General features: G+C 28.2%; 22 protein-coding genes, 5 tRNA genes and 1 rRNA gene. 16 read left to right on the top strand and 12 right to left on the bottom strand.

The window, feature by feature from the left end; genetic code table 11:
- Positions 1–114 (top strand): 5S ribosomal RNA (rrf, locus tag FDK22_RS11150); the annotation flags it as partial.
- A 92-nt stretch (positions 115–206) separates the two neighbouring features.
- Here rrf and FDK22_RS11145 read toward each other — a convergent pair.
- A complete protein-coding gene (locus FDK22_RS11145; RefSeq protein WP_138153031.1) occupies positions 207–983 on the bottom strand; it encodes a magnesium transporter CorA family protein in 777 nt (258 codons plus the stop codon).
- A 102-nt stretch (positions 984–1,085) separates the two neighbouring features.
- Between FDK22_RS11145 and FDK22_RS11140 the strand changes: the two genes are divergently transcribed.
- Positions 1,086–1,161: transfer RNA gene (locus tag FDK22_RS11140), tRNA-Thr, on the top strand.
- 1 nt (position 1,162) lies between these two features.
- Here FDK22_RS11140 and FDK22_RS11135 read toward each other — a convergent pair.
- The 6 genes from FDK22_RS11135 to FDK22_RS11110 are packed head-to-tail and all read right to left on the bottom strand — an operon-like array spanning position 1,163 to position 8,243.
- Positions 1,163–1,954, bottom strand: coding sequence for a YihY/virulence factor BrkB family protein (locus FDK22_RS11135; RefSeq protein WP_138153030.1), 792 nt, complete (start codon positions 1,952–1,954; stop codon positions 1,163–1,165).
- Positions 1,955–1,964: 10 nt separating this feature from the next.
- Positions 1,965–3,356, bottom strand: a complete 1,392-nt coding sequence (locus FDK22_RS11130; protein WP_138153029.1) for an FAD-binding oxidoreductase — start codon at positions 3,354–3,356, stop codon at positions 1,965–1,967.
- Positions 3,353–4,435, bottom strand: coding sequence for a plasminogen-binding N-terminal domain-containing protein (locus FDK22_RS11125; RefSeq protein WP_138153028.1), 1,083 nt, complete (start codon positions 4,433–4,435; stop codon positions 3,353–3,355). The genes FDK22_RS11130 and FDK22_RS11125 overlap by 4 nt, the downstream gene beginning before the upstream one ends.
- 8 nt (positions 4,436–4,443) lie before the next feature.
- A complete protein-coding gene (gene bcp / locus FDK22_RS11120) occupies positions 4,444–4,950 on the bottom strand; it encodes a thioredoxin-dependent thiol peroxidase (protein WP_138153027.1) in 507 nt (168 codons plus the stop codon).
- A gap of 14 nt (positions 4,951–4,964) precedes the next feature.
- The gene (gene cmoA / locus FDK22_RS11115) at positions 4,965–5,675 is read right to left on the bottom strand and encodes a carboxy-S-adenosyl-L-methionine synthase CmoA (RefSeq protein ID WP_138153026.1); all 711 of its coding nucleotides are present in this window, start codon (positions 5,673–5,675) and stop codon (positions 4,965–4,967) included.
- A gap of 45 nt (positions 5,676–5,720) precedes the next feature.
- A complete protein-coding gene (locus FDK22_RS11110) occupies positions 5,721–8,243 on the bottom strand; it encodes a glycosyltransferase family 2 protein (protein ID WP_138153025.1) in 2,523 nt (840 codons plus the stop codon).
- Positions 8,244–8,424: 181 nt separating this feature from the next.
- Between FDK22_RS11110 and FDK22_RS11105 the strand changes: the two genes are divergently transcribed.
- Positions 8,425–9,441 carry an Lcl C-terminal domain-containing protein gene (locus FDK22_RS11105; protein ID WP_138153024.1) on the top strand — a complete coding sequence of 339 codons (1,017 nt, stop codon included), beginning with the start codon at positions 8,425–8,427 and terminating at the stop codon, positions 9,439–9,441.
- Between the two features lie 44 nt (positions 9,442–9,485).
- Here FDK22_RS11105 and FDK22_RS11100 read toward each other — a convergent pair whose 3' ends face one another.
- Positions 9,486–10,325: a bifunctional riboflavin kinase/FAD synthetase gene (locus FDK22_RS11100; protein WP_138153023.1), complete on the bottom strand. Its 840-nt coding sequence runs from the start codon at positions 10,323–10,325 to the stop codon at positions 9,486–9,488.
- Positions 10,294–11,001 carry a 23S rRNA (cytidine-2'-O)-methyltransferase TlyA gene (gene tlyA / locus FDK22_RS11095; protein WP_138153022.1) on the bottom strand — a complete coding sequence of 236 codons (708 nt, stop codon included), beginning with the start codon at positions 10,999–11,001 and terminating at the stop codon, positions 10,294–10,296. Before tlyA ends, FDK22_RS11100 begins: the two co-directional genes overlap by 32 nt.
- A gap of 156 nt (positions 11,002–11,157) precedes the next feature.
- On the opposite strand from tlyA, the gene FDK22_RS11090 reads away from it, so the two are divergent.
- A complete protein-coding gene (locus FDK22_RS11090) occupies positions 11,158–11,682 on the top strand; it encodes an IMPACT family protein (protein WP_420836717.1) in 525 nt (174 codons plus the stop codon).
- 50 nt (positions 11,683–11,732) lie between these two features.
- Complete coding sequence (locus tag FDK22_RS11085) at positions 11,733–13,220, top strand: type II secretion system protein GspD (RefSeq protein WP_138153020.1); 1,488 nt, start codon at positions 11,733–11,735, stop codon at positions 13,218–13,220.
- Here FDK22_RS11085 and FDK22_RS11080 read toward each other — a convergent pair.
- Genes FDK22_RS11080 through murA form a run of 3 tightly spaced genes read right to left on the bottom strand, consistent with a single transcriptional unit; the run spans position 13,217 to position 16,252 of the window.
- Complete coding sequence (locus FDK22_RS11080; RefSeq protein WP_138153019.1) at positions 13,217–13,837, bottom strand: HNH endonuclease; 621 nt, start codon at positions 13,835–13,837, stop codon at positions 13,217–13,219. The two genes, FDK22_RS11085 and FDK22_RS11080, sit on opposite strands and share 4 nt — an antisense overlap.
- A gap of 8 nt (positions 13,838–13,845) precedes the next feature.
- Positions 13,846–14,943, bottom strand: coding sequence for a DUF5644 domain-containing protein (locus FDK22_RS11075; RefSeq protein ID WP_138153018.1), 1,098 nt, complete (start codon positions 14,941–14,943; stop codon positions 13,846–13,848).
- A gap of 43 nt (positions 14,944–14,986) precedes the next feature.
- The gene (murA, locus tag FDK22_RS11070) at positions 14,987–16,252 is read right to left on the bottom strand and encodes a UDP-N-acetylglucosamine 1-carboxyvinyltransferase (RefSeq protein WP_138153017.1); all 1,266 of its coding nucleotides are present in this window, start codon (positions 16,250–16,252) and stop codon (positions 14,987–14,989) included.
- Positions 16,253–16,398: 146 nt separating this feature from the next.
- Between murA and FDK22_RS11065 the strand changes: the two genes are divergently transcribed.
- The 11 genes from FDK22_RS11065 (at position 16,399) to FDK22_RS11015 (ending at position 22,324) form a co-directional block, all read left to right on the top strand.
- Complete coding sequence (locus tag FDK22_RS11065) at positions 16,399–17,283, top strand: DMT family transporter (RefSeq protein WP_138153016.1); 885 nt, start codon at positions 16,399–16,401, stop codon at positions 17,281–17,283.
- Between the two features lie 27 nt (positions 17,284–17,310).
- Entirely contained in the window at positions 17,311–17,688 is a 378-nt protein-coding gene (locus FDK22_RS11060; RefSeq protein WP_138153015.1) for a DUF6394 family protein, read from the top strand.
- Positions 17,689–17,700: 12 nt separating this feature from the next.
- The gene (locus FDK22_RS11055; RefSeq protein ID WP_138153014.1) at positions 17,701–19,386 is read left to right on the top strand and encodes a potassium channel family protein; all 1,686 of its coding nucleotides are present in this window, start codon (positions 17,701–17,703) and stop codon (positions 19,384–19,386) included.
- 15 nt (positions 19,387–19,401) lie between these two features.
- Positions 19,402–20,202 (top strand): 3-deoxy-8-phosphooctulonate synthase, encoded by an 801-nt coding sequence (gene kdsA, locus FDK22_RS11050; protein WP_138153013.1) that lies wholly within the window; start codon positions 19,402–19,404, stop codon positions 20,200–20,202.
- A gap of 29 nt (positions 20,203–20,231) precedes the next feature.
- Positions 20,232–20,702, top strand: coding sequence for a 6,7-dimethyl-8-ribityllumazine synthase (ribH, locus tag FDK22_RS11045; RefSeq protein ID WP_138153012.1), 471 nt, complete (start codon positions 20,232–20,234; stop codon positions 20,700–20,702).
- A gap of 1 nt (position 20,703) precedes the next feature.
- A complete protein-coding gene (gene nusB / locus FDK22_RS11040) occupies positions 20,704–21,099 on the top strand; it encodes a transcription antitermination factor NusB (RefSeq protein ID WP_138153011.1) in 396 nt (131 codons plus the stop codon).
- Position 21,100: 1 nt separating this feature from the next.
- Entirely contained in the window at positions 21,101–21,787 is a 687-nt protein-coding gene (gene pyrF / locus FDK22_RS11035; protein ID WP_138153010.1) for an orotidine-5'-phosphate decarboxylase, read from the top strand.
- A gap of 113 nt (positions 21,788–21,900) precedes the next feature.
- Positions 21,901–21,991, top strand: a tRNA-Ser gene (locus FDK22_RS11030).
- A gap of 29 nt (positions 21,992–22,020) precedes the next feature.
- Positions 22,021–22,097 (top strand) — tRNA-Ile (locus FDK22_RS11025).
- Between the two features lie 20 nt (positions 22,098–22,117).
- Positions 22,118–22,194, top strand: a tRNA-Gly gene (locus FDK22_RS11020).
- A gap of 53 nt (positions 22,195–22,247) precedes the next feature.
- Positions 22,248–22,324 (top strand) — tRNA-Gly (locus tag FDK22_RS11015).
- Positions 22,325–22,382 lie beyond the last annotated feature (58 nt).

The raw sequence follows: 22,382 nt of genomic DNA, 5'->3' as shown, positions 1-22,382 counted from the left end.
TGGTGGTTTTAGCGAAGTGGAAATACCCAGCTCCATTCCGAACCTGGAAGTCAAGCACTTCTGCGCTGATAATACTGCAGGGTCCCCTTGTGGAAACGTAGGCCGCTGCCAGCTCTTGAGTATAATTCAATTCAAGCCTTTATCTAAGTTAACTTATCGTTAGTTTGGATAGAGGCTTTTTTTTAGCCTTTTTTATTCTGGATTATCTATCTTCTTCTCATCAACAATGTTATTAATGTACTTATTAGAGCTGCAATTATTAATATAAGTACAACTGTTAACGTACCACCATCTTCTTTTGTAAAAGGTAGAGAGGTTGTATTCATACCAAAAAAACCAACTATAAAATTTAAAGGTAGAAAAATCCCTGAAAGCAAAGTTAATATATATACAATTTTATTAGATTGCTCATTAACTTGTGTTTGATAAAAACTAAATAAAGTATCTAGTTTTTCTAAACTATGTTCTATATTTCTATTTGCTCTTTGAATATGTTCTTGAATGTCAGCAAAGTTTCTTTCTAGATAATCATCTTCATTTTTATATTTAAACATTATATCTTCAAGGGCATCAATTGCTTTTAGAAGTACTCTATTGATTCTTATTAAATCATTTTTATGGGAAAACCATATTGAGTTAAAATTTTTATGTGTTTTTTCTTGATATACAAGCTCCTCTAAATCGGAGATACTTGAAGAAAAACTTGTTGTTAATTTCATTGTAGTATTTATTAATTTATTTAAAAAGTGATAAAAATGTTTGAAATCTTTCAAATCATTAAATGCATCTTTATTTTTATCATAGTAGTAATAACTCTCTTCTGTAATTATAAAGGCATAACTATGTAAATCAAAACTATCATTTTTTATTTGAGGTAATCTTAAAATAAAAAGATCATATTCATTGTCATCATAAAATATAGATGGATGAATAGGGTTTTTAATATCAACTAAATGGAAATTATCTAAATTTGTATGGGTCATAATAATCCTAAAATAAAAAATAAATCATATTATATCATTTAATTACAATTAAGGATAAACAAAGGGCTTCAAAGATAAAATTTCATTCTCATTTTACAATGTGCCTGCATAGCTCCAACGGTAGAGCAACTCCATGGTAAGGAGGAGGTTGCAAGTTCAAATCTTGCTGTGGGCACCAGTTATTTATTTTCTACACTCTTTTGAATGTTTATTCTATGACACATTTTAATCCCATAAAGGTAAATAATCCAAGAAATATAAATCCAAAAAAATGAAAAAAGTAAAATTGCAAGTGAACCATAAATAGTCGTATAGGTTTTATTATAGACCACATAGTAAATAAATAGGTTTTTAGTAATAGAAAGTACTATTAGCGTAAATAGTGATGATATAGCTGCTGCTTTTGTACTTATTGGCTTATTTACACTTAGTTTGAATAAACCAAAGAAAATTAACCATGCAAAAGAAAAAGTTACTAACCAATTAAAAATTGTATTATCATAAAAAGATAGTGCAATATTTAAAACAGCTAACATCAGGGGTAGTGTTATTAGAAAAAATAGATAAAAGAAAAAAGATTGTAATAATGGTTTTCTTTTTGCCTTATGTATTTTATTTACGATATATTCATAATCTTTAAAAAACATTATAAATACAAAAAGCATATATAAAATACCTAATAAACCTAGTTTTCCAGAGTTTGATATGTAGTTTTTTAATGTATCAATAAAATCTCTTGAGTGAGTAGGGTTTAATAAATCAAAAATATAGTTAATAAATATATCAAGATATTGTTGAGTTATCTCTAAATTTGAGATAATTGCAATTAAAAGGGCAATTATTGGAAGTAAAGAGAAGATTGTAAAGAAGCTAAGACTTGCAGCATAATAAGTTGTGTCATCATTAAAAAATGAATCCAATGCTTTTAATATTGTCTTAACTGGATGTTTTACAATCTCTGGCTCTTCCATTTCATATTCTTTATTTTAGTCCCATTTTAAAAGGATTTAATATGTTGTTTGGATCAAATGCTTTTTTTATATTACTAAATAGATTTAATTCAGCATCTGTAAATGCAATATTCATAAATGGAGCTTTTGATAATCCAATTCCATGTTCTCCACTTAATGTTCCACCCATATCAACAACTAGTTGGAAAATCTCTTCAATTGCTTTGTGTCCATCTTCCATCTCTTTTGCATTTGTTTTATCTTTTACCATTACATTTACGTGAATGTTTCCATCTCCTGCATGGCCAAAACAAGGAACATTAAATCCATATTTTTCACCAATTGCATAGATTGAATCAAGTGCTTCTGGAAGTTTACTTCTTGGAACAGAAATATCTTCATTTAGTTTTTTAGTTCCATAAATAGCAGTTGCTGGACTTGCATTTCTTCTTGCAAACCATAATGACTTTCCATGATCTTCATCTTTTGCTTCAATAAAGTCAATAGAACCATTATTTGCAAAAGATTCTTTTAGTGTTTCAAGTTGAGCTTTAATGTCTGCTTCACTACTTCCATCAACATCTCCAACTAAAATTCCACCTGCATCTTCAGGCAAATCAACCTGTGGAAATTTTTGTTTTAAAGCTTTGATTACAAGTGAATCTAAAAACTCCATTGCAACTGGATTTGCTCCAGCAGCAAGTGATTTAAATACTGCATTCATTGCTTTATTTACATCTGGGAAAATTCCCATATATGTTTGTTTGAATTTTGGTTTTGGAATTAATTTTAAAGTGATTTCAGTAATAACTGCTAGTGTACCTTCACTTGCAATTAAGATACCAGCTGTATTATATCCTGCTACATCTTTAATAGTTTTTTTACCTGCAACTATAATATCTCCGTTTGGAAGTACTGCTCTTAATGCAACAACATAATCTTTTGTAATACCATATTTAGCAGCTCTCATACCACCTGCATTTTCAGAAACATTTCCACCTAAAGTAGAATACTCTTCACTTGCTGGGTCTGGTGGGTAAAATAAACCAACCTCTTCAACAGCTTTTTGAAATTGCATATTGATTAATCCTGGTTGAACAACTCCAACCATGTTTTCCATATCAATTTCTAATAGTTTATTCATATGTCGCTCAAGACTTAAAATAATCCCACCATTAGAAGGTAGAGAACCACCAGTAAATCCAGAACCTGCACCCCTTGGTACAATAACAATTTTGTGTTCATTGCAATATTTTAAGATTTTTGAAACATCTTCTTCATCTCTTGGGAAAACAACTGCATCTGGTTCAAATCTTTCCCTTGTTGCATCATAACAATATGCAATTAAATGTGCTTTATCAGCTTTTACATTTTCTTCGCCAACTATTGTTTTAAAATAGTCAATATGCGCATTATCTATCATTTTTTAATACCTAATAGTTTTTCATAATAGTCGTTATAAACATCAGCTTTTACAGAAAGCTCTCCAGCTTTTACATAATCTTCTAATAAAACTTCATCTTCAGTTCTATTATCATTTCCTATATATTTATCAAGGAATGAGAACCATTTTTTATACTCTGTAACTTTTTTAATAATGTTTTTTTCAATCTTTTCAATTCTAGTATAAAAAGGCATTTGCTCATCTTCAACATAGTTATATGAGATTGAATCACTATCTAATATTGCAAAAGTTTTTGAATCTACTATATAAACTTTGTTTTTGATAACAAAAAATATTGTCCCAATATTTTGCGAGATTGCATAATCTTGAATTATTTTTTTAGAAGGAGTTGGTTCTCCATCATATTTTAATTTTGCAGCAAATAAATCTGAGTGTAAAAAGTTATTGTCTCTATATTTATTTCTAGTTGCTGTAAATGCATCTTGTGATGGCGCAATAATTAAAGATGTATCATATAAATAGTTAATAATAGCAATATCACCTTCAACAGCTTTTCTACTTGAAGTTGGTAGAGCATTTTGTTTAATATCTAAAAAAGGAACTAATTTTAATGTTGAACTATTTTGATTTGATGATGTAACAAAACCATTTGCCACAAGTAAAGATTTTCCATTTTCATAATTGTGTTGGATTACTGCACTTTGACCAACTCTTAAATTACCAATATCAATTGTTGCACTATCTTCTGTAACATTTTTTAATCTTGTTGCCATAGCTCTGTAATCTAGTTTTGTAACTTTATTTTCCATAAAATTTGAGTTATCAACTTTTATTTGCTCTTCATCACTAAGTAAATAAGTATAATTTAATCCCTCTTTACCTTTAGTGATTGTGATATCTTTTAAGTTCCAACCTTTTTTCATCATTTCTTTGTATGAAAACTTACCATTACATTCTCCACCATCTAATTTTACAGTTTCAATAGTTGAAGGTGATTTCCATTCATTTTTATAACACATTGTAGTTTTTGCATTTAAACCTTGAACTAATAAAGTTGAAGCAAAAATTGTAATTAAGCCTTTTGTTAAATACTTCATAATATTCCTTATTTTGATTGTAGTTCTTGAAGTTTTTCTTTTACTTCATTTACATGAAGAACTTCTATTTTTTCACCTTTTACAGTTTTTTTCTTTCTAACATTAACTTTATCCCAAATGGCAGCTATCTTTCCTTCAGGATTTATAATAAATGTAGTTCTTACAACTCCCATAAATTCTTTACCCATGAATTTTTTTAATTGCCATACACCATAATCTTCACACATCTTTTTTGATTCATCTGATAAAAGTGTAATTGAAAGCTCTTTTTTCTCTATAAATTTTCTATGTTTAGCAGTATCATCAGGACTTACACCTAAAATTATTGCATCTAATTCATCAAATTGTGCTTCAGCTTCAGTAAAATCACAAGCTTGTGTAGTACAACCTGGAGTTAAATCTTTTGGGTAAAAGTATAATACAATCCATTTACCTTTTAAATCCCTAGAACAAATTTCAATATCATCTTGGTTTTTTACACAAAAATCTGGAGCTTGTTGTCCAATTTCTAACATATTAATATTCCTTTTTATTTTTTAATAGCAATAAATGTTGCAAAATTAACCCACTTGAAAAGTGTTTCACAGTGGTCAAATCCAACATCTAAAATCATCTTTTTATTTTCTTCTTCAGTATATGGAACAAGTACATTTTCTAATGCCTCTCTTTTTTGGGCAATTTCAAATTCACTATATCCTTGGGTCTTTTTAAATTCGTAGTATTCATCAATATATTGTTTATCTAAAATTTTATTTGATGAAATAACCTTTTCACTAAAAATAAATATACCTTCATTTCGTAGATTATTATAGATTTTTTTTACTAATTTCTCTCTTTGAAGAGGTCTAATAAATTGTAAAGTGTAGTTTGAAAGTATAAGTTTTGCATTTTCATAGCTAATATTGTCTAAATCATCATTTATTAATTTAATATCAACACCAAAAGCTTTGGCCTTCTTTTTTGCACGATTAATCATTGCTTCTGAGTTATCAATACCTATTAAATCAAGTTTTGAGTGTGAATGTTTTGACAATTCAATTAAAGTTGATGCAGTAGAACAACCTAAATCGTAAACCTTGTCATTTTCTTCTAAAAAATTAAGAGCAAAATTTATTGTAAGCCTTTGCATCTCTTTATAAAAGGGAACTGAACGATTTAGCATATCATCAAATACTGATGCAACTTCTTCGTCAAATTCAAACTGTTTTGTTATAGCTTTTTCAAATACTTTATCTGTCATAGGGGATATTTTAGCCAAATGAAGATTAATAGTTATTTATTTTTACTATCTTTGATGTTTAATAGAATACAACTCTAAAAATCTCATAGTAATAGCAGAAATATATGGGATACTTTGAATAAATATAGTTGTTGCAAATACATAAATCTCAATGATATTTGTTTTATTTATAAAAATTAATGTAAAAAAAGAGATTAATAATAGTAAACACAAAATTATTTCATATATTATAGGACTTTTACTTTTTTTTGCTTTTCCACCTTTTTGAGTTCTTTTAAAAGGTAATCCATCTTTTACAAATCCATCCCAAACAGCTTTAAAAATAATTAGTTGTAAACTCATAGATGCAATTGCACTTAGAAAAGTCTCTTTTAAACTTGCTTTTACTTTAATCTTATATAAGATAAAAGTATGGAAAAGATTTACTAAAAACATTGTAATAATTGGAATTGTTAGTGGAATTGTAGGAATTGTAACTCCCACAAAAACAATAACAGGAACCCATATAAGATTCATTACAACCATTATTGGACCCATGGCGTCACTTAACCAAAAAAACCATCCAGCAATAAATTTTTTCTTTTGTGTCGGGGTGAGTTTTTTTGCACTTGGTTTTAATTCTCTCCAGTGTTTTTTCAAAATTTGAATAGCTCCATAAGCCCATCTATGTCTTTGGGTTTTAAAAGCTTCAAAGGTATCAGGAAGCAGACCATATCCATATCTTTTATTTGTATAATGAGCTATATAACCAGCTTCAAATAATCTAAGACCTAGTTCACTATCTTCAACAATAGTATCTGTTCCCCATCCTCCAACTTCAAGCATAGCACTTAGTCTTACCATAACCATTGTTCCATGTACTACGATTGCATTTTCTTCATTTCTATCAACCATTCCAATATCAAAAAAACCTGCATATTCTGCATTCATTGCAGTTTTTAAAATTGATTCTTCTCCATCTCTATGATCTTGTGGGGCTTGAACAATTGCTACTTTTGGATCATCAAATAAAGGAACTAAATCTATTAGCCAAGGTGATTCAACTACATAATCAGCATCAATAACTGCAATTATTTCAGCTTTTTTATTTGTTTGTTCTAGTGCAGTATTTAGTGCACCAGCTTTAAATCCAGAACAAACTATATTCATAAATACAAATTTATCACCTAACTCTTTACATAATTCTTCTATTGGTTTCCAATAATACTCTTCAGGTGTATTATTTATAATCACTAAAACTTCATAATTTGGATAGTTCAACTTTGACAAGGCTCTTAAAGTTTTTTCTAAAACATAAGGCTCCTCTTTATATGCTGGAACATGAATAGAAACAAAAGGGATGTTTTTAGATTCTAAATCAATAGGAACTAATCTTGATGGAGGTGTTCCAAGGGATGATTTAAATAGTTCATTTGCTTTTGCAAGAGTTATAATAACAAGGGGAATCATTAGAAATGTTCCCATTCCCCACATAATCCACATACCAAAATTCATATAATTGATAAATGGATATATTAAAGCCATTACAATACCAAAACCCATACCTTGTGCTACTATTGCATAGGCTAAAGTATGATTTAGATTTAATTTTTTATGTCTTAATCCAAAGAATGTAAGTAAAATACCAATAAATACAGCTCCCATCATCTGATAAAACCAATATTGATTTGTAATAATAGCTCCAGCTAAGTTGAACTTTAATTTCCTATTTGCATCAAAAATCCCCCAGTATTGGCCAATATTTCCCTCTTCATAACCTTTCCATGGTTGATCAAAAGCTTCAATAATATTATAAGACCAGTTGTTCTTTTTTGCAAGATTTACAAAACCTCTTATTGCTTTTGCTTGGTTTTCTAAACTTGGAATTGCCTTGTCATTGTTATATCCATTACTTGGCCATCCAATCTCTCCAATATATATTTTTTTATTTGGGAATAAATTTTTTATAATAGAGTATTTTTCTACTATAAAGTCATCAAAATTTTCAATAGGTTTTTTTTCCCAATAAGGCAAAATATGAATTGTAATAAAATCAACATGTTGTGTTAAGTCTTTAACTTTTTCCCATATATCCCATGTTTCAGCTGTTGAGATAGGTTTGTCTGTAAACTCTTTTAAAAAATTTATATATGCAAATAATTCAATTTTATTTAAATCTTTTCTTAAAAGAACCTCATTTCCTACAATAATATTTTTTATACTATTTGGATATGTTTTTAATAACCTTAAAGCTCTTTGAATCTCTATGTAGTTTTCTTTATAATCACCACTTAACCAAATACCTAAATCCATAGGTAATATTTGTTTTGATGAAGCTTCTAAAATGATTTTTGCATCTTTTGAAGAGTATGTTCTGATTTTTTTAGTAATTGGAAGTAATAGATTTAAATCATTTTCTATTTGTTTTGATGATAGAGTTTTTCTTTCATATCCATAATATGGAGTATATGAAAATGATTCCACTTTTTTATATGGTGCTTCAATTAATGAAACTAAATTATTATGTGAAATCCAAAAAAACATTTGAAACAAACTCACTATAACAACACTAAATATAATATATCTCAAATAGGTTCCTTATCTTTAATAATTAAAAAAGATACATAGATAATTTTTAAAGATATTATTATACAAAAAAATTGCTCCAAATCTGCTTATTATTGAGAACTTATCTAATTAGTGATTAATGCTTAATAAACATTTGTTATAATTCTCATTCAAAAAATTTAAAAATATTAAATGAGAGCAAATGGTAATAAAAAGAAAAAGTATAGTTCATCTATTATTAGGTATGTTTATTGTGTTTTTTATAAATGGTTGTTTGCCTTCTCAAAAGGCATTAGAAACTAAATTAGAACAAAATAACATTACAAAAAAAATATATATTAAAAATGATGTAGAAGCATATGATAGCTATACAGAAGATAAAAAAGTATTAAAAGTTTTAAAAAGAGGTGAAGAGTATAATATTTTAGATATCAAAGAAAATTTCGTTCTATTGAAAGAAGATAAAAATCTAAAAAATGATGTTTGGGTAAGTTTTGATGAGATTGAAAATCAAAGGACATATTTTTTAACTTTGATGGTAAATCCTTCTAATTCAATAATAATGATAAATGATGAAAAGTATGAACCTAATAAAAGGTTATTGGAAGGTAATTATAAGATTGTTGTAAAAGCTGATAAATACTTAGATAAAAATTTGGATGTTGAATTAAAACAAGATACTCAAATAAATATAGCTTTGGATTTTGATATTGAAGCAGAAGAAAAAAGAATAGCTTTAAAAAAAATTAAAGCAGAAAAACTAAAAAAAGAAAAGTTGAAAAAAGAGAAATTAAAACAAGAAAAATTAAGAAAAAAGAGAATTGAAAAGGAAAGAAAAGAAAAACTTTATATAGATAAAAAACAAAATCTTATTTGGCAAGATGATAATATGGTTTTAAAAATTAAAAAACCTTGGATAAGTGAAAAAAACTATAATACAAAAAAATATTCTGATACAAATGGTGATACCGCTGCAACTTATTGTAAAAAACTTATTCTTGGAGATTACAAAGATTGGCGATTACCTACAAAAGATGAATTAAAAAATCTCTCATTTCAAAAAGAATATTTAAAAAGTACAGGTTCTAATTGGTATTGGAGTGATACGGTAAATTCTGTGAATAGTGAGCTTGCGTGGAGTGTTTATTTTGATAATGGTGATGGGTATGCTGATTTTAAAAATGTTAGTAATTATGTTAGGTGTGTAAGGGATAAATAAATTTTAGTAAAAAAGATAGTATAAAGTAGATATTATACTATTTTTTATTTGTCAAAAAATGATTTTGCAGATGATATATCTGTAATAATTTGATTCTTTAAATCTTCAAAAGAGTCAAATTTTTTATTATCTCTGATTCTTTCAATAAATTTTATTTGAACCATAGAAAACCTATTTTTAATATCTTTATCTAAAATATGAGTTTCAACTGCATAAGAACCATCTGTAGTTTGTCTGTGCCCTAAAAATGTAATTGAGTTATATTCTTCCTCGTTTATAATCGTTTTTGTAATATACACACCCTCTTTAGGTAGTAAAAACTCATCAACTTTTAAATTTATAGTTGGAACAAATTTTTTAGAACCTAATCCTTGTCCTTTTATTTGTTTACCAAAAACTTTATACTCTTTACCTAAAAACATATTTGCTTTTTTAATCAAACCATCATTTAAAAACTCTCTAATAAATCTTGAGTGAACAGGAGTTCCATCTAAAGTAAACTCTTGAACAACAACAACTTCCCCATTAAAAAGTTTTTTTAATTCTTCTGTACAGTTTTTTCTGTTTTTCCCAAAACAAAAATCAAAACCTACAACTATCTTTTCTAACTTAGGGAATTCCTCTTTTATTAATCTTATAAAATCTTCACCTGAAAGGTGTTTGATATTTTCTAATACATAATAGTAGATTGGATAACTAGAATACTCTTGTCTAAAAGTTTTTGGAGTTAAATTTGCATAATCTGATTCAATTGAAACAATTCCTCCATTGTCTCCTAAGTGTTTAAAAAGTTCTTGGTGTGCTAGGTGCATCCCATCAAATCCACCAATTGCAATTGCACTAATAGAACTTTTATTTATTAAAATAGAAGAGCTCTTCTTCATTTCCATCTTTTCCTTCAAGTTTACTCATTGAACTTTTTTGTAAGTTCCAATTTAATTTTTTTGTTTCTTCTAAAAATTTATTTCTAGCTTGTAATATAGCTTTTTTATCTTTTACAACACCTTTTTTATCCCTTTTTACATTTGTTCCAACTTCAAACTGGGGTTTAAAAAGTATTATTATTTTATCTTTTGATAATCTATTTATATCATCAATAATATTTAAAATTGAGATAAAAGAAACATCACAAGTCACAATTTCAAAAATCTCATTACTTTGAAAAGTTCTAATATCTTGATTTTCAAAAAATTTAATTCTTTTATCTTCTTTTATTCTTTCATGTAATTGATTAGAACCTACATCAACACAAGTCACACTTAACACATCATTTTCAAGTAGTATTTGTGTGAACCCTCCAGTACTACTTCCTATATCTAAAGAGTTTTTATTTTTTAAATTGATATTAATCTCATCTAAAAAGTATTTTAGTTTATATGCAGCTCTACTTACATAAAAATTATCTTCTAAAACTTCTACATTCATTGAATCATCAACATTAAAAGAGGGTTTTGTAATAATTTTGCCATCGATTTTTATTTTGTTAGCTTTTATTATTTCACTTGCTTTGTTTCTACTTTGTATATCAAAGTTTTTTGTAAGATATTGGTCTAGTCTCATGGATAAAATTATAATTAAAAGTAAGTTATTTTTGGGTTAGGTTTAATTATATTAAGTATAATATAAAGAAGAATTTTAAAAATAAGGATGATTTTACGTTTGTTTTTTGTAAAAGATGAGTTTACGCAATGTTATGAAGAAAAAAAATCAAAGTTTATAGCTTATATTATGCCATATGATGATTTTGATGATGTTATGCAAAGATTAAAAAAAGAGCATCCAAAAGCTAGACACCATGTATATGCCTATAGATATCTAAATGAGTTTGACCAGATAGTTGAAAACTGTAGTGATGATGGAGAACCAAAAGGAACCAGTGGAAAACCATCATTAAATGTTTTATCTGGACATGAGATAATTAATAGTGCAGTTATTATTGTAAGATATTTTGGTGGAATCAAATTAGGAACAGGTGGACTTGTAAGGGCTTATAGTGATGCTGTAAATTTAGTGATTGAAAATTCAAAACTTTATACTTATAAAAAACTTGAAAAAATGACAATCCAATTAGATTATTCGATACTTTCAAAGGTTGAATATATATTAAATCAATTCGGTATACAAATATCTAACAAAGAGTTTACAAATAGTGTAATTCTTACTTTGTCCCTTAGTTTAGAACAAAAAAAGAGTTTAGAAAACCAGTTGCCAAGGGAAGTTGAAATTCTAAATAATAAATAAAATTATAAGTAAGCTTTTAATATAATTTATAAAATTATCTTGGAAGCTATATGAAACTACTTTTTTCTCTTTTTTTATTACTTACTAACTTACTCTCTGGTGAACTTATAAATGTAAATTTTAAAGGTTTAAAACTAAAAGAGCTTATTGATGTAACATCAAGAAGTATCAATAAAAGTATTCTTGTTACTGATTCTATCGAGGGAGAAGTGGATTTTATCTCAAATGAACCAATTGAAAAGAGTAAACTTTTATCAATACTAAAATTTAGTTTAGAGTCAAATGGTTATAAATTAATAGAAAGTGACAATATCTTAAGGGTGGTAAAAAGTGATTTTAAAGTTTTAACACCAATTAGAAAAAAAGTAGTCCAAAAACAAAATAAAATTATTAGTAAAACTATAACAAAAAATATAAAAAAAGATTCTAGGACTGAAGTTGTTTTTTTAATTAATATAGAAGCAAGAAATCTTGAAAAAATTCTAAAAGAGTTAATTGCTAAAAGGGAAGAAAAAATAACAATAGCAATTGATGAAGAGTTTAATTCAATTATTATTGATGGAAGTTCAGATGAGGTTAAAAACTTAAAAACACTTATTTCTAAATTGGATATTGAAAAAAAACAAGTTTATATAAAAGCAAATATTATAGAGTTAAACAACAATCTTTTACAAGATGTTGGGCTAAGATTTGGTATTTTTGGAGGGAAAGCTTTTAGTGGAGGTTTATATACCTTTGCTTCAAATTTAAATCTAGGGGAAGCAATTGCAATTGATACAAGTAGTTTAAATATACAAATTCCAAATGTAAGTTCTTCTATTGCTTTAGGGGCTAGTTTAAATCTTTTAAATAAAACATATGCTTTAGACATTATCTCTCAACCCTCAATTTTATGTATAAACAATAAACAAAGTTCAATATATGTTGGGGAAACTATTTCAATTCAAACTGGAAGCACAACAACAGATGGTGGAACTACAAAAACAAATTTTGAAAGAGAAGATGTAGGTTTGACTTTAAAGGTGAAGCCAAGAGTTTCGAAAGAAAATAAAGTTTTAATTCAAATTGATACTATTTTAGAAGGTATAAAAAATGAAAACTATACAAATTCAAATCCTAATACTTCAAAAAAAGAGTTAAGAACTACAGCTGTTGTTAATAATGGAGAAAGTGTGATTCTTGGAGGGTTAATAGAAAATAAGAACCAAAAATCCGTTGAGAAAATACCAATTGCAGGGGATATCCCACTAATAGGAGAGTTATTTAAAAATAGGCTAAATGATGTACAAAACAAAAGCTTAGTTGTAATTATTACACCTTATGTTGTTCCAATAAATAAGGATTTAACCTACATAAGAGAAGAATTATCAAAATTGAAAAGTTTAGAGGATGAGTTTTTAGAAAAAGTTTTATTGATTTTAAATGCTAAAGCAAGAGCAAAAAAAGGATTAAATAGTACTTCAGAAGTTTCAGAGAATCAATTAACAAATGAAGAGAAACATAAGTTAAGAATGAAAAAATATTTTCATATTAATTAGTATGAAACTTTTTTCATAAGTTTATCTAAAAAGTTTAAATCTTTTTTTGTTTTTTCTAAATTTTGAGATTTTATAATTCTCGCACAATCATTACATAAGATTACTACATTTTCAAGATTAAAGCCACCACCATTTTTCATTTGTTTGGCAAGTAGGGCATTTGCATCAACAAGTTTAGTTTTAGTACCACATCTATTACAGTTACCTTCTTCTCTATTCCAAGCAGCTTCTTTTCTTTGAGGCCAATCTATAGGAAACTTGTTATCTTTGTGTAAAGTGGAATTTTGATCATATGAACTCCAAAGCTTCTCTTTTGGTACACCTTTTTGCGTACTAAGTTCATATTCAAAATATACAAATTGTCTAGCTAAATCTTCAATAATCAAAATTTGTTTTGTTTTTAGTAGGTCTTTTTCATCAAGTTTTTCAACAATATCAAAATTGAAGTTTATTTTTGGATAGTTGTAGGTCAAATAGGCTTTTAAATCTTTTATAAATACTTTTAGATTACCTTTTTTTGAAAACCTTTTGTATATCTCTTTTCTGTAGATATACAAAGGTATTAAACTTAAGGTTACTAAAGAACCAAAAAAAACAAACTTGAAATCAAGAAACATTTGTATCCTTAGATTATTTCAGGGTTAATAATATGTTTTGATAAACTCTCTTTTACACTTTCATGTTCTGCACATGCTAGTTTTTGTAATTCATTTTTATGAAGTACTGGAATTGGAATCTCTCTTCCACAAGCACTTTCTAGACTTTTTCTATTTGAATCAAATAGATTAAATATATTTTCATCATCAACTACAATTAAATCAGCTCCATTATCAAATGCTTCTAACATAGCATGTGAAGCTAGCTTCATTGTAAAATCACTATTTAAATGAAACGTATCTAAAGCTAAATCAATATTTGATGAAGGAGTATTTATAATTTTTGCATTTAAACTATCGATTAGTTTAACTGTTTGTTCATCAGTTTCAATACCTTTGAAATATGATAAATTAAAATCCGAGAAATCATGTTTTATCTCTTTTGTTTCATCAAAAGTTCCAAAATCTATCGGGTTTTTCTTTTCTAAAAATAGGTCTTGTTCATTTACAGGTTTTGTTAAACCTAATTTGTTTTTGATTTTAGATATTTTTTCTTCTATTGAAGAATCTATTTTATAAACTCTATTTTTTAAACTAGTATGATATGAAGCTGAACATTCATATTCACTTAGAGCTTCCAAAATCTCTTTTTCATTTGAAGGATTTTTTTCAATTAAATCATAAGCAAGTAATAAAATTGCATCACCAATATAATCATACTCATAGTTTATTGTGTTTGAAGCATAGAAATATATTTTATAATCTTCATAAACTTTTTTATCATCTTCTTCAATAAACTCACTTAAAACTTTTAATCTATCTTCAAAATCAGCTTGATTTATTAAAAGGTCTGTATGCGCTCTTCTAATTGAGATAGGCTCAATTGTTAAATCTTTCCCAAAATTATCCACTAATTCATCAATTGAAATACCTAAAGTTAAGTATACACCATTTACTACTACATTAAAATCAGCACTTTTTTCATATCCAAAAGGGTATTCTTGATTTATTGTATTTAAAATATCCAATAGTGTTTTTTGTTTATCAACTTTGATAAAATTTTTTGTGTAATACGGTAAATAATCTGATTTATAATCAAATCTAAATAGAGAAATTTCTAACTTCATTTAACAGCCTTTTTTATTATTTCAGTTTTGTTTTTTATACTAACTATTCATTAAACCTATCAACTCTTGCACCAATTTGATTTAATTTTCCTTCTAAATCTTCATATCCTCTATCTAGATGATAAATTCTATGGATTGATGTTTCTCCCTTTGCTACTAATGCAGATAAAACCAATGCCGATGAAGCCCTTAAATCTGTAGCCATAACATCAGTTCCATTAAGTGAATTTGCTTTTCCATTAATTGTTGCGATATTTCCATTTAAATGGATGTCTGCCCCAAGTCTTAATAATTCACTAACATGCATAAATCTATTTTCAAATAGTCTCTCATCAATTGTACTCACTCCATTTGCTTGTGTTGCCAATGCCATAAATTGAGCTTGCATATCTGTTGGGAAACCTGGATATTCTCTTGTTACAATATTTACAGGTTTAATTTCATCTGTTGGTAATACAGTTATTGATGTTTCATCTTGGATAAGTTTAAAGTTCATCTCTTCAAGTTTTGAAAGTATAGCTTCAAGGTGAATAGGATTAACCTTACTTATTTTTAATTTTGAATTTGTAATTGCTGCTGCACAAAGGTATGTTCCTGCTTCAATCCTATCTGGAATAACATCAAAATCTTTAAATTCTAAAAGTTTTCTATTTGTTCCATGAATAATTAAAGTATCTGTTCCTATCCCTTCTATTAAAACTCCAGCATCTTTTATAACTTCACAAAGTTGTTGAACCTCTGGTTCTTTTGCTGCATTTACAATTGTTGTAACACCATCTGCTAAAGCTGCAGCCATTACAGTATTCTCAGTTCCACCAACAGTAACTTTATCGAATACAATTTTTGTTCCTTTCAGACCATTTGGCGCAGTAGCTTCAATATATCCATGATTTATTTTTATTTGTGCACCCATTGCTTCAAGTGCTTTTAGGTGTAAATCCACTGGTCTTTGACCAATTGCACAACCACCAGGAAGTGAAACTTCACAATGACCAAATCTAGCTAAAATAGGTCCTAAAACTAAAATTGAAGCTCTCATAGTTTTTACAATATCGTATGTTGCAGTTGTTTTATTTAATTTTGAAGTATCAATTTTGATACATGTTTCTTCTTTTTTGAAAGTTCCACCAAGTTTATCAATAAGTTTTAATAATGTATTAATATCAACAACATTTGGCATATTACAAATGCTGATTTCATTTTTTGCTAAAATTGTTGCTGCTATTAGAGGTAATGCTGCATTTTTTGCTCCTGAGATTTTAACCTCACCAGTTAATTTTGATTCACCATTAATCTTTAAATATTCCAATTATTTTCCTATAAATATCTATTATCTTTAAAATTTAAATAATTTTACCCAAATGAAACTAAAAATATTAATTTTTAAATTTAAGTAAATTAATAATAAATCTTTAACTGCAAAGTGACTAAAATTCGTTTTTTAGAGGACGTTTAATGACTAATGATGTATCTTTAGGCATAAAGTATATGCTTTTTGCCTCTTTTTTATTTGCCTTAATGGGAGCTTTTGCCAAAGAATTAAGTAACTCTATGAGTTCTTTAGAGGTTGTATTTTTTAGAAATGTTTTTGGAGTTTTTTTAATCTTAATTTCAATTTATAGGAACCCAATTAAGCAAGTTGGTGGAAAACCTTGGTTATTGATATTTAGAGGTTTAGCTGGTTTTAGTGCCCTTTTGATGTTTTTTTATAATATTGCAAATATCCCTTTGGGTGAGGCAATGACTTTTTCTAGAACTTCTACTATTTTTACTGCAATTTTTGCTTATATATTTGTAAAAGAGAAGATTGGTTTTAAAGGTTGGTTGGGAGTATTTATTGGATTTATTGGAATTTTATTTATAACAAAATTTGATGGTTCTTCTTTAGATAAAACTGATTGGCTAGGTATTTTATGTGGGGTTGGAGCAGGGCTTGCATACACTTCAATAAGGGAACTTAGAAAGTTTTATGATGGAAGAACAATTGTTTTATCGTTTATGGGAATTGGAACATTAGGTCCTATTATTTTAATGATTATTTCAGAATTTTACACAAATCCTAGTTTCGATTTTGTTTTTGCTAAATTTGTTATGCCCAAATCTGAAGATTGGTTATTTATTATATTACTTGGTACTGTTGCTACCTTTGCACAAATTTATATGACAAAGGCTTATTCTGTTGCAAAAGCCGGAATTATAGGAACTATTTCATATGCAAATATTGCTTTTTCAATTTTGATAGGACTTATACTAGGGGACGCTTTTCCTGATATTTGGATTATCTTAGGTATAATGCTGATAGTTTTCAGTGGAGTTTTAGTCTCTTCAAAGAAGGATTAATTTCCAAATAGAATTAAAGGAAGATATATGAATCTTGATAAGGTTATCTCAGGTTTTTTTATTATTTTAGCGATGACACTAAATTTTGGTTTTTTCTATGGAGATATGAGTTCTTTAGAACACCATAGTAAATATGAACTTATGGCAGCAATTATAATAAATGTAATAGCTACAATATTAAAACTTGGTGATAAAACACAAATGGGTTCAGTTTTATTAGCAACTTCACTTGTTGCAGATATTCAATTAATAGCAGCAGCTACAGTTTGGACAGTTGCAGCATATGCTTATACAATAAACACAGAGATTACTTCAGTGATTATCTCTTTATCTGGTGGAGCATTATTAGCAAACATAGTTTCAGTTATGTTGTATGTTGGTGATACTTTAAAATCAAAAAGATAATAAAGGCTTTTTTTGAAAAACAGTTCTTTATTTATCATCCTTCAAAGGATGAGAAGACCATTTATTGTAATTATTGTTACTTATACCATTGCAATTGTTGGATTACTAATAATTGATGGAGTTGATGATAAAGGAAATATTTATCATATGAGTATTTTCGATGCATTTTATTTTGTATCATATACTGCTTCAACAATTGGTTTTGGTGAAACCCCATACACTTTTACATATGCTCAAAGACTTTGGGTTAGCTTTTCTATTTATTTAACTGTTCTTGGGTGGTTTTATGGAATTGGTACCTTAGTTGCTTTACTTCAAGATAAACTTTTTTTAAGGGAGATTGAGAGAACAAGATTTGTTCATCAAGTAAGAAGATTAAAAGATAAATTCATAATCATATTAGGTTATAATCAAATTACAAGTGAGATTATAAATAGAGCAATTGAACAAGGGATTAGAACAGTTGTAATTGAAAAAGATGAAGAAAGAGCAAGTGCCTTAAGACTTGAAAATTTTACCCCAACAGTTCCAGTACTAGTTGCAGATGCCTTTACTCCAAGGGCTTTAGAGGAAGCTGGTATCAAAAAATATAATTGTAAAGGTTTAGTTTCAATTTTTGAAAATGATTCTTTAAATTTAAGAATTGCTTTGACATCAAAACTTTTAAATCCCCATGTAAGACTTGCTATTAAATCTACTACTACAAACCATAGTGAAAACTTAAGGGATTTAGATGTGGAGATAATAGCAAACCCCTTTTCTATAATTTCAAGTGAAATTGAGATGGCAATAAGTGCACCAAATTTATTAAAACTTGAAAAATGGATTTATAAAATTGATAACCTAAATGCTAATCTTCCAGTTTTCCCTAAAGGTAAATATATAGTTTGTGGATTTGGTAGAATGGGACAACATGTTTATAATGTTTTACGTTCTGATAAGGTTGAAGCAGAGTTTATCGAGATGAATAAAGCTAAAGTAGGGACATTTAATAGTGATTTAAATAGACATATAACCTTTGGTAATGCCGATGATAAAGAGCTGCTTTTAAGTGTAGGTATAGAAGATGCTGTTGCTATTATTTCTGCTACTAATAATGATACAACAAATCTTTCAATCTTAGCAACAGCAAAAAAGTTAAATCCAAAAATTATGACAATTGCTAGAGAAAATGAGATGGAAGACTTTTCTATTTTTAAAAGTGCTAAAATTGATCATATCTTTATGCCTTCAAGAATATTAATAAATAAAACTACAAATGCACTTATTAGTCCACTATCTGATAAGTTTATTAGGATGATGTGTAAAAAAGATGATATTTGGGCTTCTAAACTTGTAAAAGATTTAATTCAAGTAATAGATGAAAACCCAATTTTACATGAACAAAAAATTGATAAAACAAATTCACCTGAGATTTTTAAGGCAATTAAAGAAGACAAAGAGATTCTTTTAGATATTTTTAATCGCTCTTTATATAATAGAGAACAAAAAAACAATATAATACCACTATTAATTCATAGGGATGGTGAATATAAACTTTTACCAGAACATGATATAAAGTTATGTGAAGATGATGAAATACTTTTTGCTTGTGATGAAAATGCAAAAAATGACATAGAATATATTGCACAAAATTTTTATGAGTTTCATTATGTTTACACAGGTGAAGAGAAAAGAACAATATTTAATAGGAATTAGAAAAAAGGATAATATGTGATAGTTTTAACAGGACCATGCGTTTTAGAAGATAGAGATACTGTAATGAGAATTGCAGAAAAATTAAAGCCATTAAGTGAAGACAAAAGGGTGGATTTTTATTTTAAAGCTTCTTTTGATAAAGCAAATAGAACAAGTTTAGACTCTTTTAGAGGACCAGGTTTAGATGAGGGATTAAAATTATTCCAAGAGATAAAAGAACAGTTTGGTTATAGATTAGTAACTGATATTCATGAATCATATCAAGCGGCACCTGCTGCTGAAGTATTAGATGTACTTCAAATTCCTGCTTTTTTATGTAGACAAACTGATCTATTAGTAGCTGCTGCTAAAACAGATTGTAAAATCAATATTAAAAAAGGGCAATTTTTAGCAGCTGGTTCTATGAAACACCCAGTTGAAAAAGTATTAAGAACTAGAGGTTGTGATGAGGTTTCTTATGAAAACTCAAAAGAAAACAATGTTTGGTTATGTGAAAGGGGTAATACTTTTGGATATGGTGCATTAGTTGTAGATATGAAAAATCTTATTGCTATGAGAGAGTATGCTCCAGTTATTTTTGATGCAACACACTCTGCACAAGTTCCAAGTACAGGTGGAACAACAGGTGGGAATGCTGCAATTGTTCCAAGTTTAGCAAAAGCTGCAGCTGCTGTTGGTGTTGATGGATTTTTCTTTGAAACACATTTTGATCCAAGTGTTGCTTTAAGTGATGGACCTAATATGGTTCAAGTAGATGAGTTATATAAAGTTATAGATGACATTTTTGCTATCAAAGATGTATTAGGGTATAATTAACGCCCTTAGTTAAAAATAAAGAGGTAAGTATGAATATTATTGAAGGAAATTTAAGATTAAAAGGTGATGAAAAAATCGCTATTATTAATGGAAGATTTAATCACATTATTACAGATAGACTAGTAGAAGGTGCAAAAGACGCCTTTGTAAGACATGGTGGAAATGAAGAGAATTTAGATTTAATTTTAGTTCCAGGAGCTTTTGAAATTCCATTTGCTTTGGAAAAAGCTTTAGAAACTGGAAAATATGATGCAGTTTGTTGTGTAGGTGCAGTAATTAGAGGAGCAACTCCTCATTTTGATTATATCTCTGCAGAAGCAACAAAAGGTATCGCAACTGTTACATTAAAATATGGGAAACCAGTTTCAAATGGAGTTTTAACAACTGATACTATTGAACAAGCAATTGAAAGAGCTGGAAGCAAAGTTGGAAACAAAGGTGCAGAGGCTATGGTTACTATTATTGAGATGTTAGATTTATATAGTGAAATAGGAAAATAATTTGGCTACAAGAACACAAGCTAGAGAATCAGTAATTGGTCTTTTATATGCGTATGATTTAGGTAACGAAGGTATTGTTAAATATGTTGATGAGATTTTAGAAGATAAAAAAATCAGAAACAAACAAAAAGAGTTTGCCCTTGATTTATTTAATGGTGTAGTAAACAACATTGAAAAAATTGATGAGGAGATAGTTTCTCATTTAAATCAAGGTGGAATTAAAGATACTGGTTCAGTTGAAAAATCAATTCTAAGACTTGCAATTTATGAGATTTTATTCAAAGATTTAGATAAAGCAATAGTTATAAATGAAGCAATTGAACTTTCAAAAAGACTAGCAAGTGATGGAGCTCCAAAGTTTATAAATGGTCTTTTAGACAAAATCAGCAAGGCTTAAGATGAAACTTTGTGTATCATTAGATTTACCAAGTGCAAAAGAAAACTTGGCTTTAGTTGAACAAATTAAAGATTTTGATGTATGGCTAAAAGTTGGATTTAGATCTTATATTAGAGATGGAAAAAAGTTTTTAGAAGATTTAAAAGTAATTAATCCTAACTTCAAAATATTTTTAGATTTAAAACTTTATGATATACCAAATACTATGGCTGATGCAGCCCAAGAGATTGCACAATTTGGTTTAGTTGATATGTTTAATGTACATGCAAGTTCAGGTAAAACAGCTATGAATACTGTAATGGACAGAATTAAAGATATTCCAAATAAGCCATTAGTTTTAGCTGTAACTGCTCTAACATCTTTTGATAATGAAGAGTTTAAGTCTGTATATAATGAAGATATAGAAACTAAAGCAACTAAAATGGCTATAGATACTTTTGAATCAAAAGTTGATGGTGTAGTTTGTTCTGCTTTTGAAAGTTTAGATATTAAAAATAATACATCTAATGAGTTTATAACTTTATGTCCAGGGATTAGACCTTTTGGTGAAGACAGCGGTGATCAAAAAAGAGTTGCTGATATCCCTTTTTCAAAAGAAAATTTAGTTGATTTTATTGTAGTTGGTAGACCAATTTACAAAGCAGAAAACCCAAAAGAGGTTGTAAAAAAGATATTGGAAAATATTTAATTTTCCATTTCTTTTGAATTTTTCCTATAACTTTTCAAAAAGATGAAAAAAAGCTATAAAATTAAGAGTTTTTTAAGTACTCAGTAAGTAAAATTACATCCCTAATTCATAGAGGACAAGTGGGTGAGTTGGCTGAAACCACATCCCTGCTAAGGATGCGTACTGGCAACGGTACCGAGGGTTCGAATCCCTCCTTGTCCGCCATTAAAATTTGAATATGATAAAACCACTGTGGGTCATTAGCTCAGCTGGTTAGAGCACTCGGCTCATAACCGAGTGGTCGAAGGTTCGAGTCCTTCATGACCCACCACTTTATATGTTCAAATTTTTGCGGGAGTAGCTCAGTTGGCTAGAGCCTCTGCCTTCCAAGCAGATTGTCGCGAGTTCGAGTCTCGTCTCCCGCTCCACTACTAAATAGATTTGGTAAAGCTATTTAGTTTTTATTTCTTTTACCATTTTTGCGGGAGTAGCTCAGTTGGCTAGAGCCTCTGCCTTCCAAGCAGATTGTCGCGAGTTCGAGTCTCGTCTCCCGCTCCACTAAAGAAGCTCTATAAGTTTGATGTTTTCATCTTTCTTATAGGGCTTTTTTTATTTC

The organism is Arcobacter arenosus (assembly GCF_005771535.1).
Taxonomy (GTDB): domain Bacteria; phylum Campylobacterota; class Campylobacteria; order Campylobacterales; family Arcobacteraceae; genus Halarcobacter; species Halarcobacter arenosus.
Note: the sequence above shows the minus strand (reverse complement) of the source record. Positions and strands in the feature narration are given on the sequence as shown.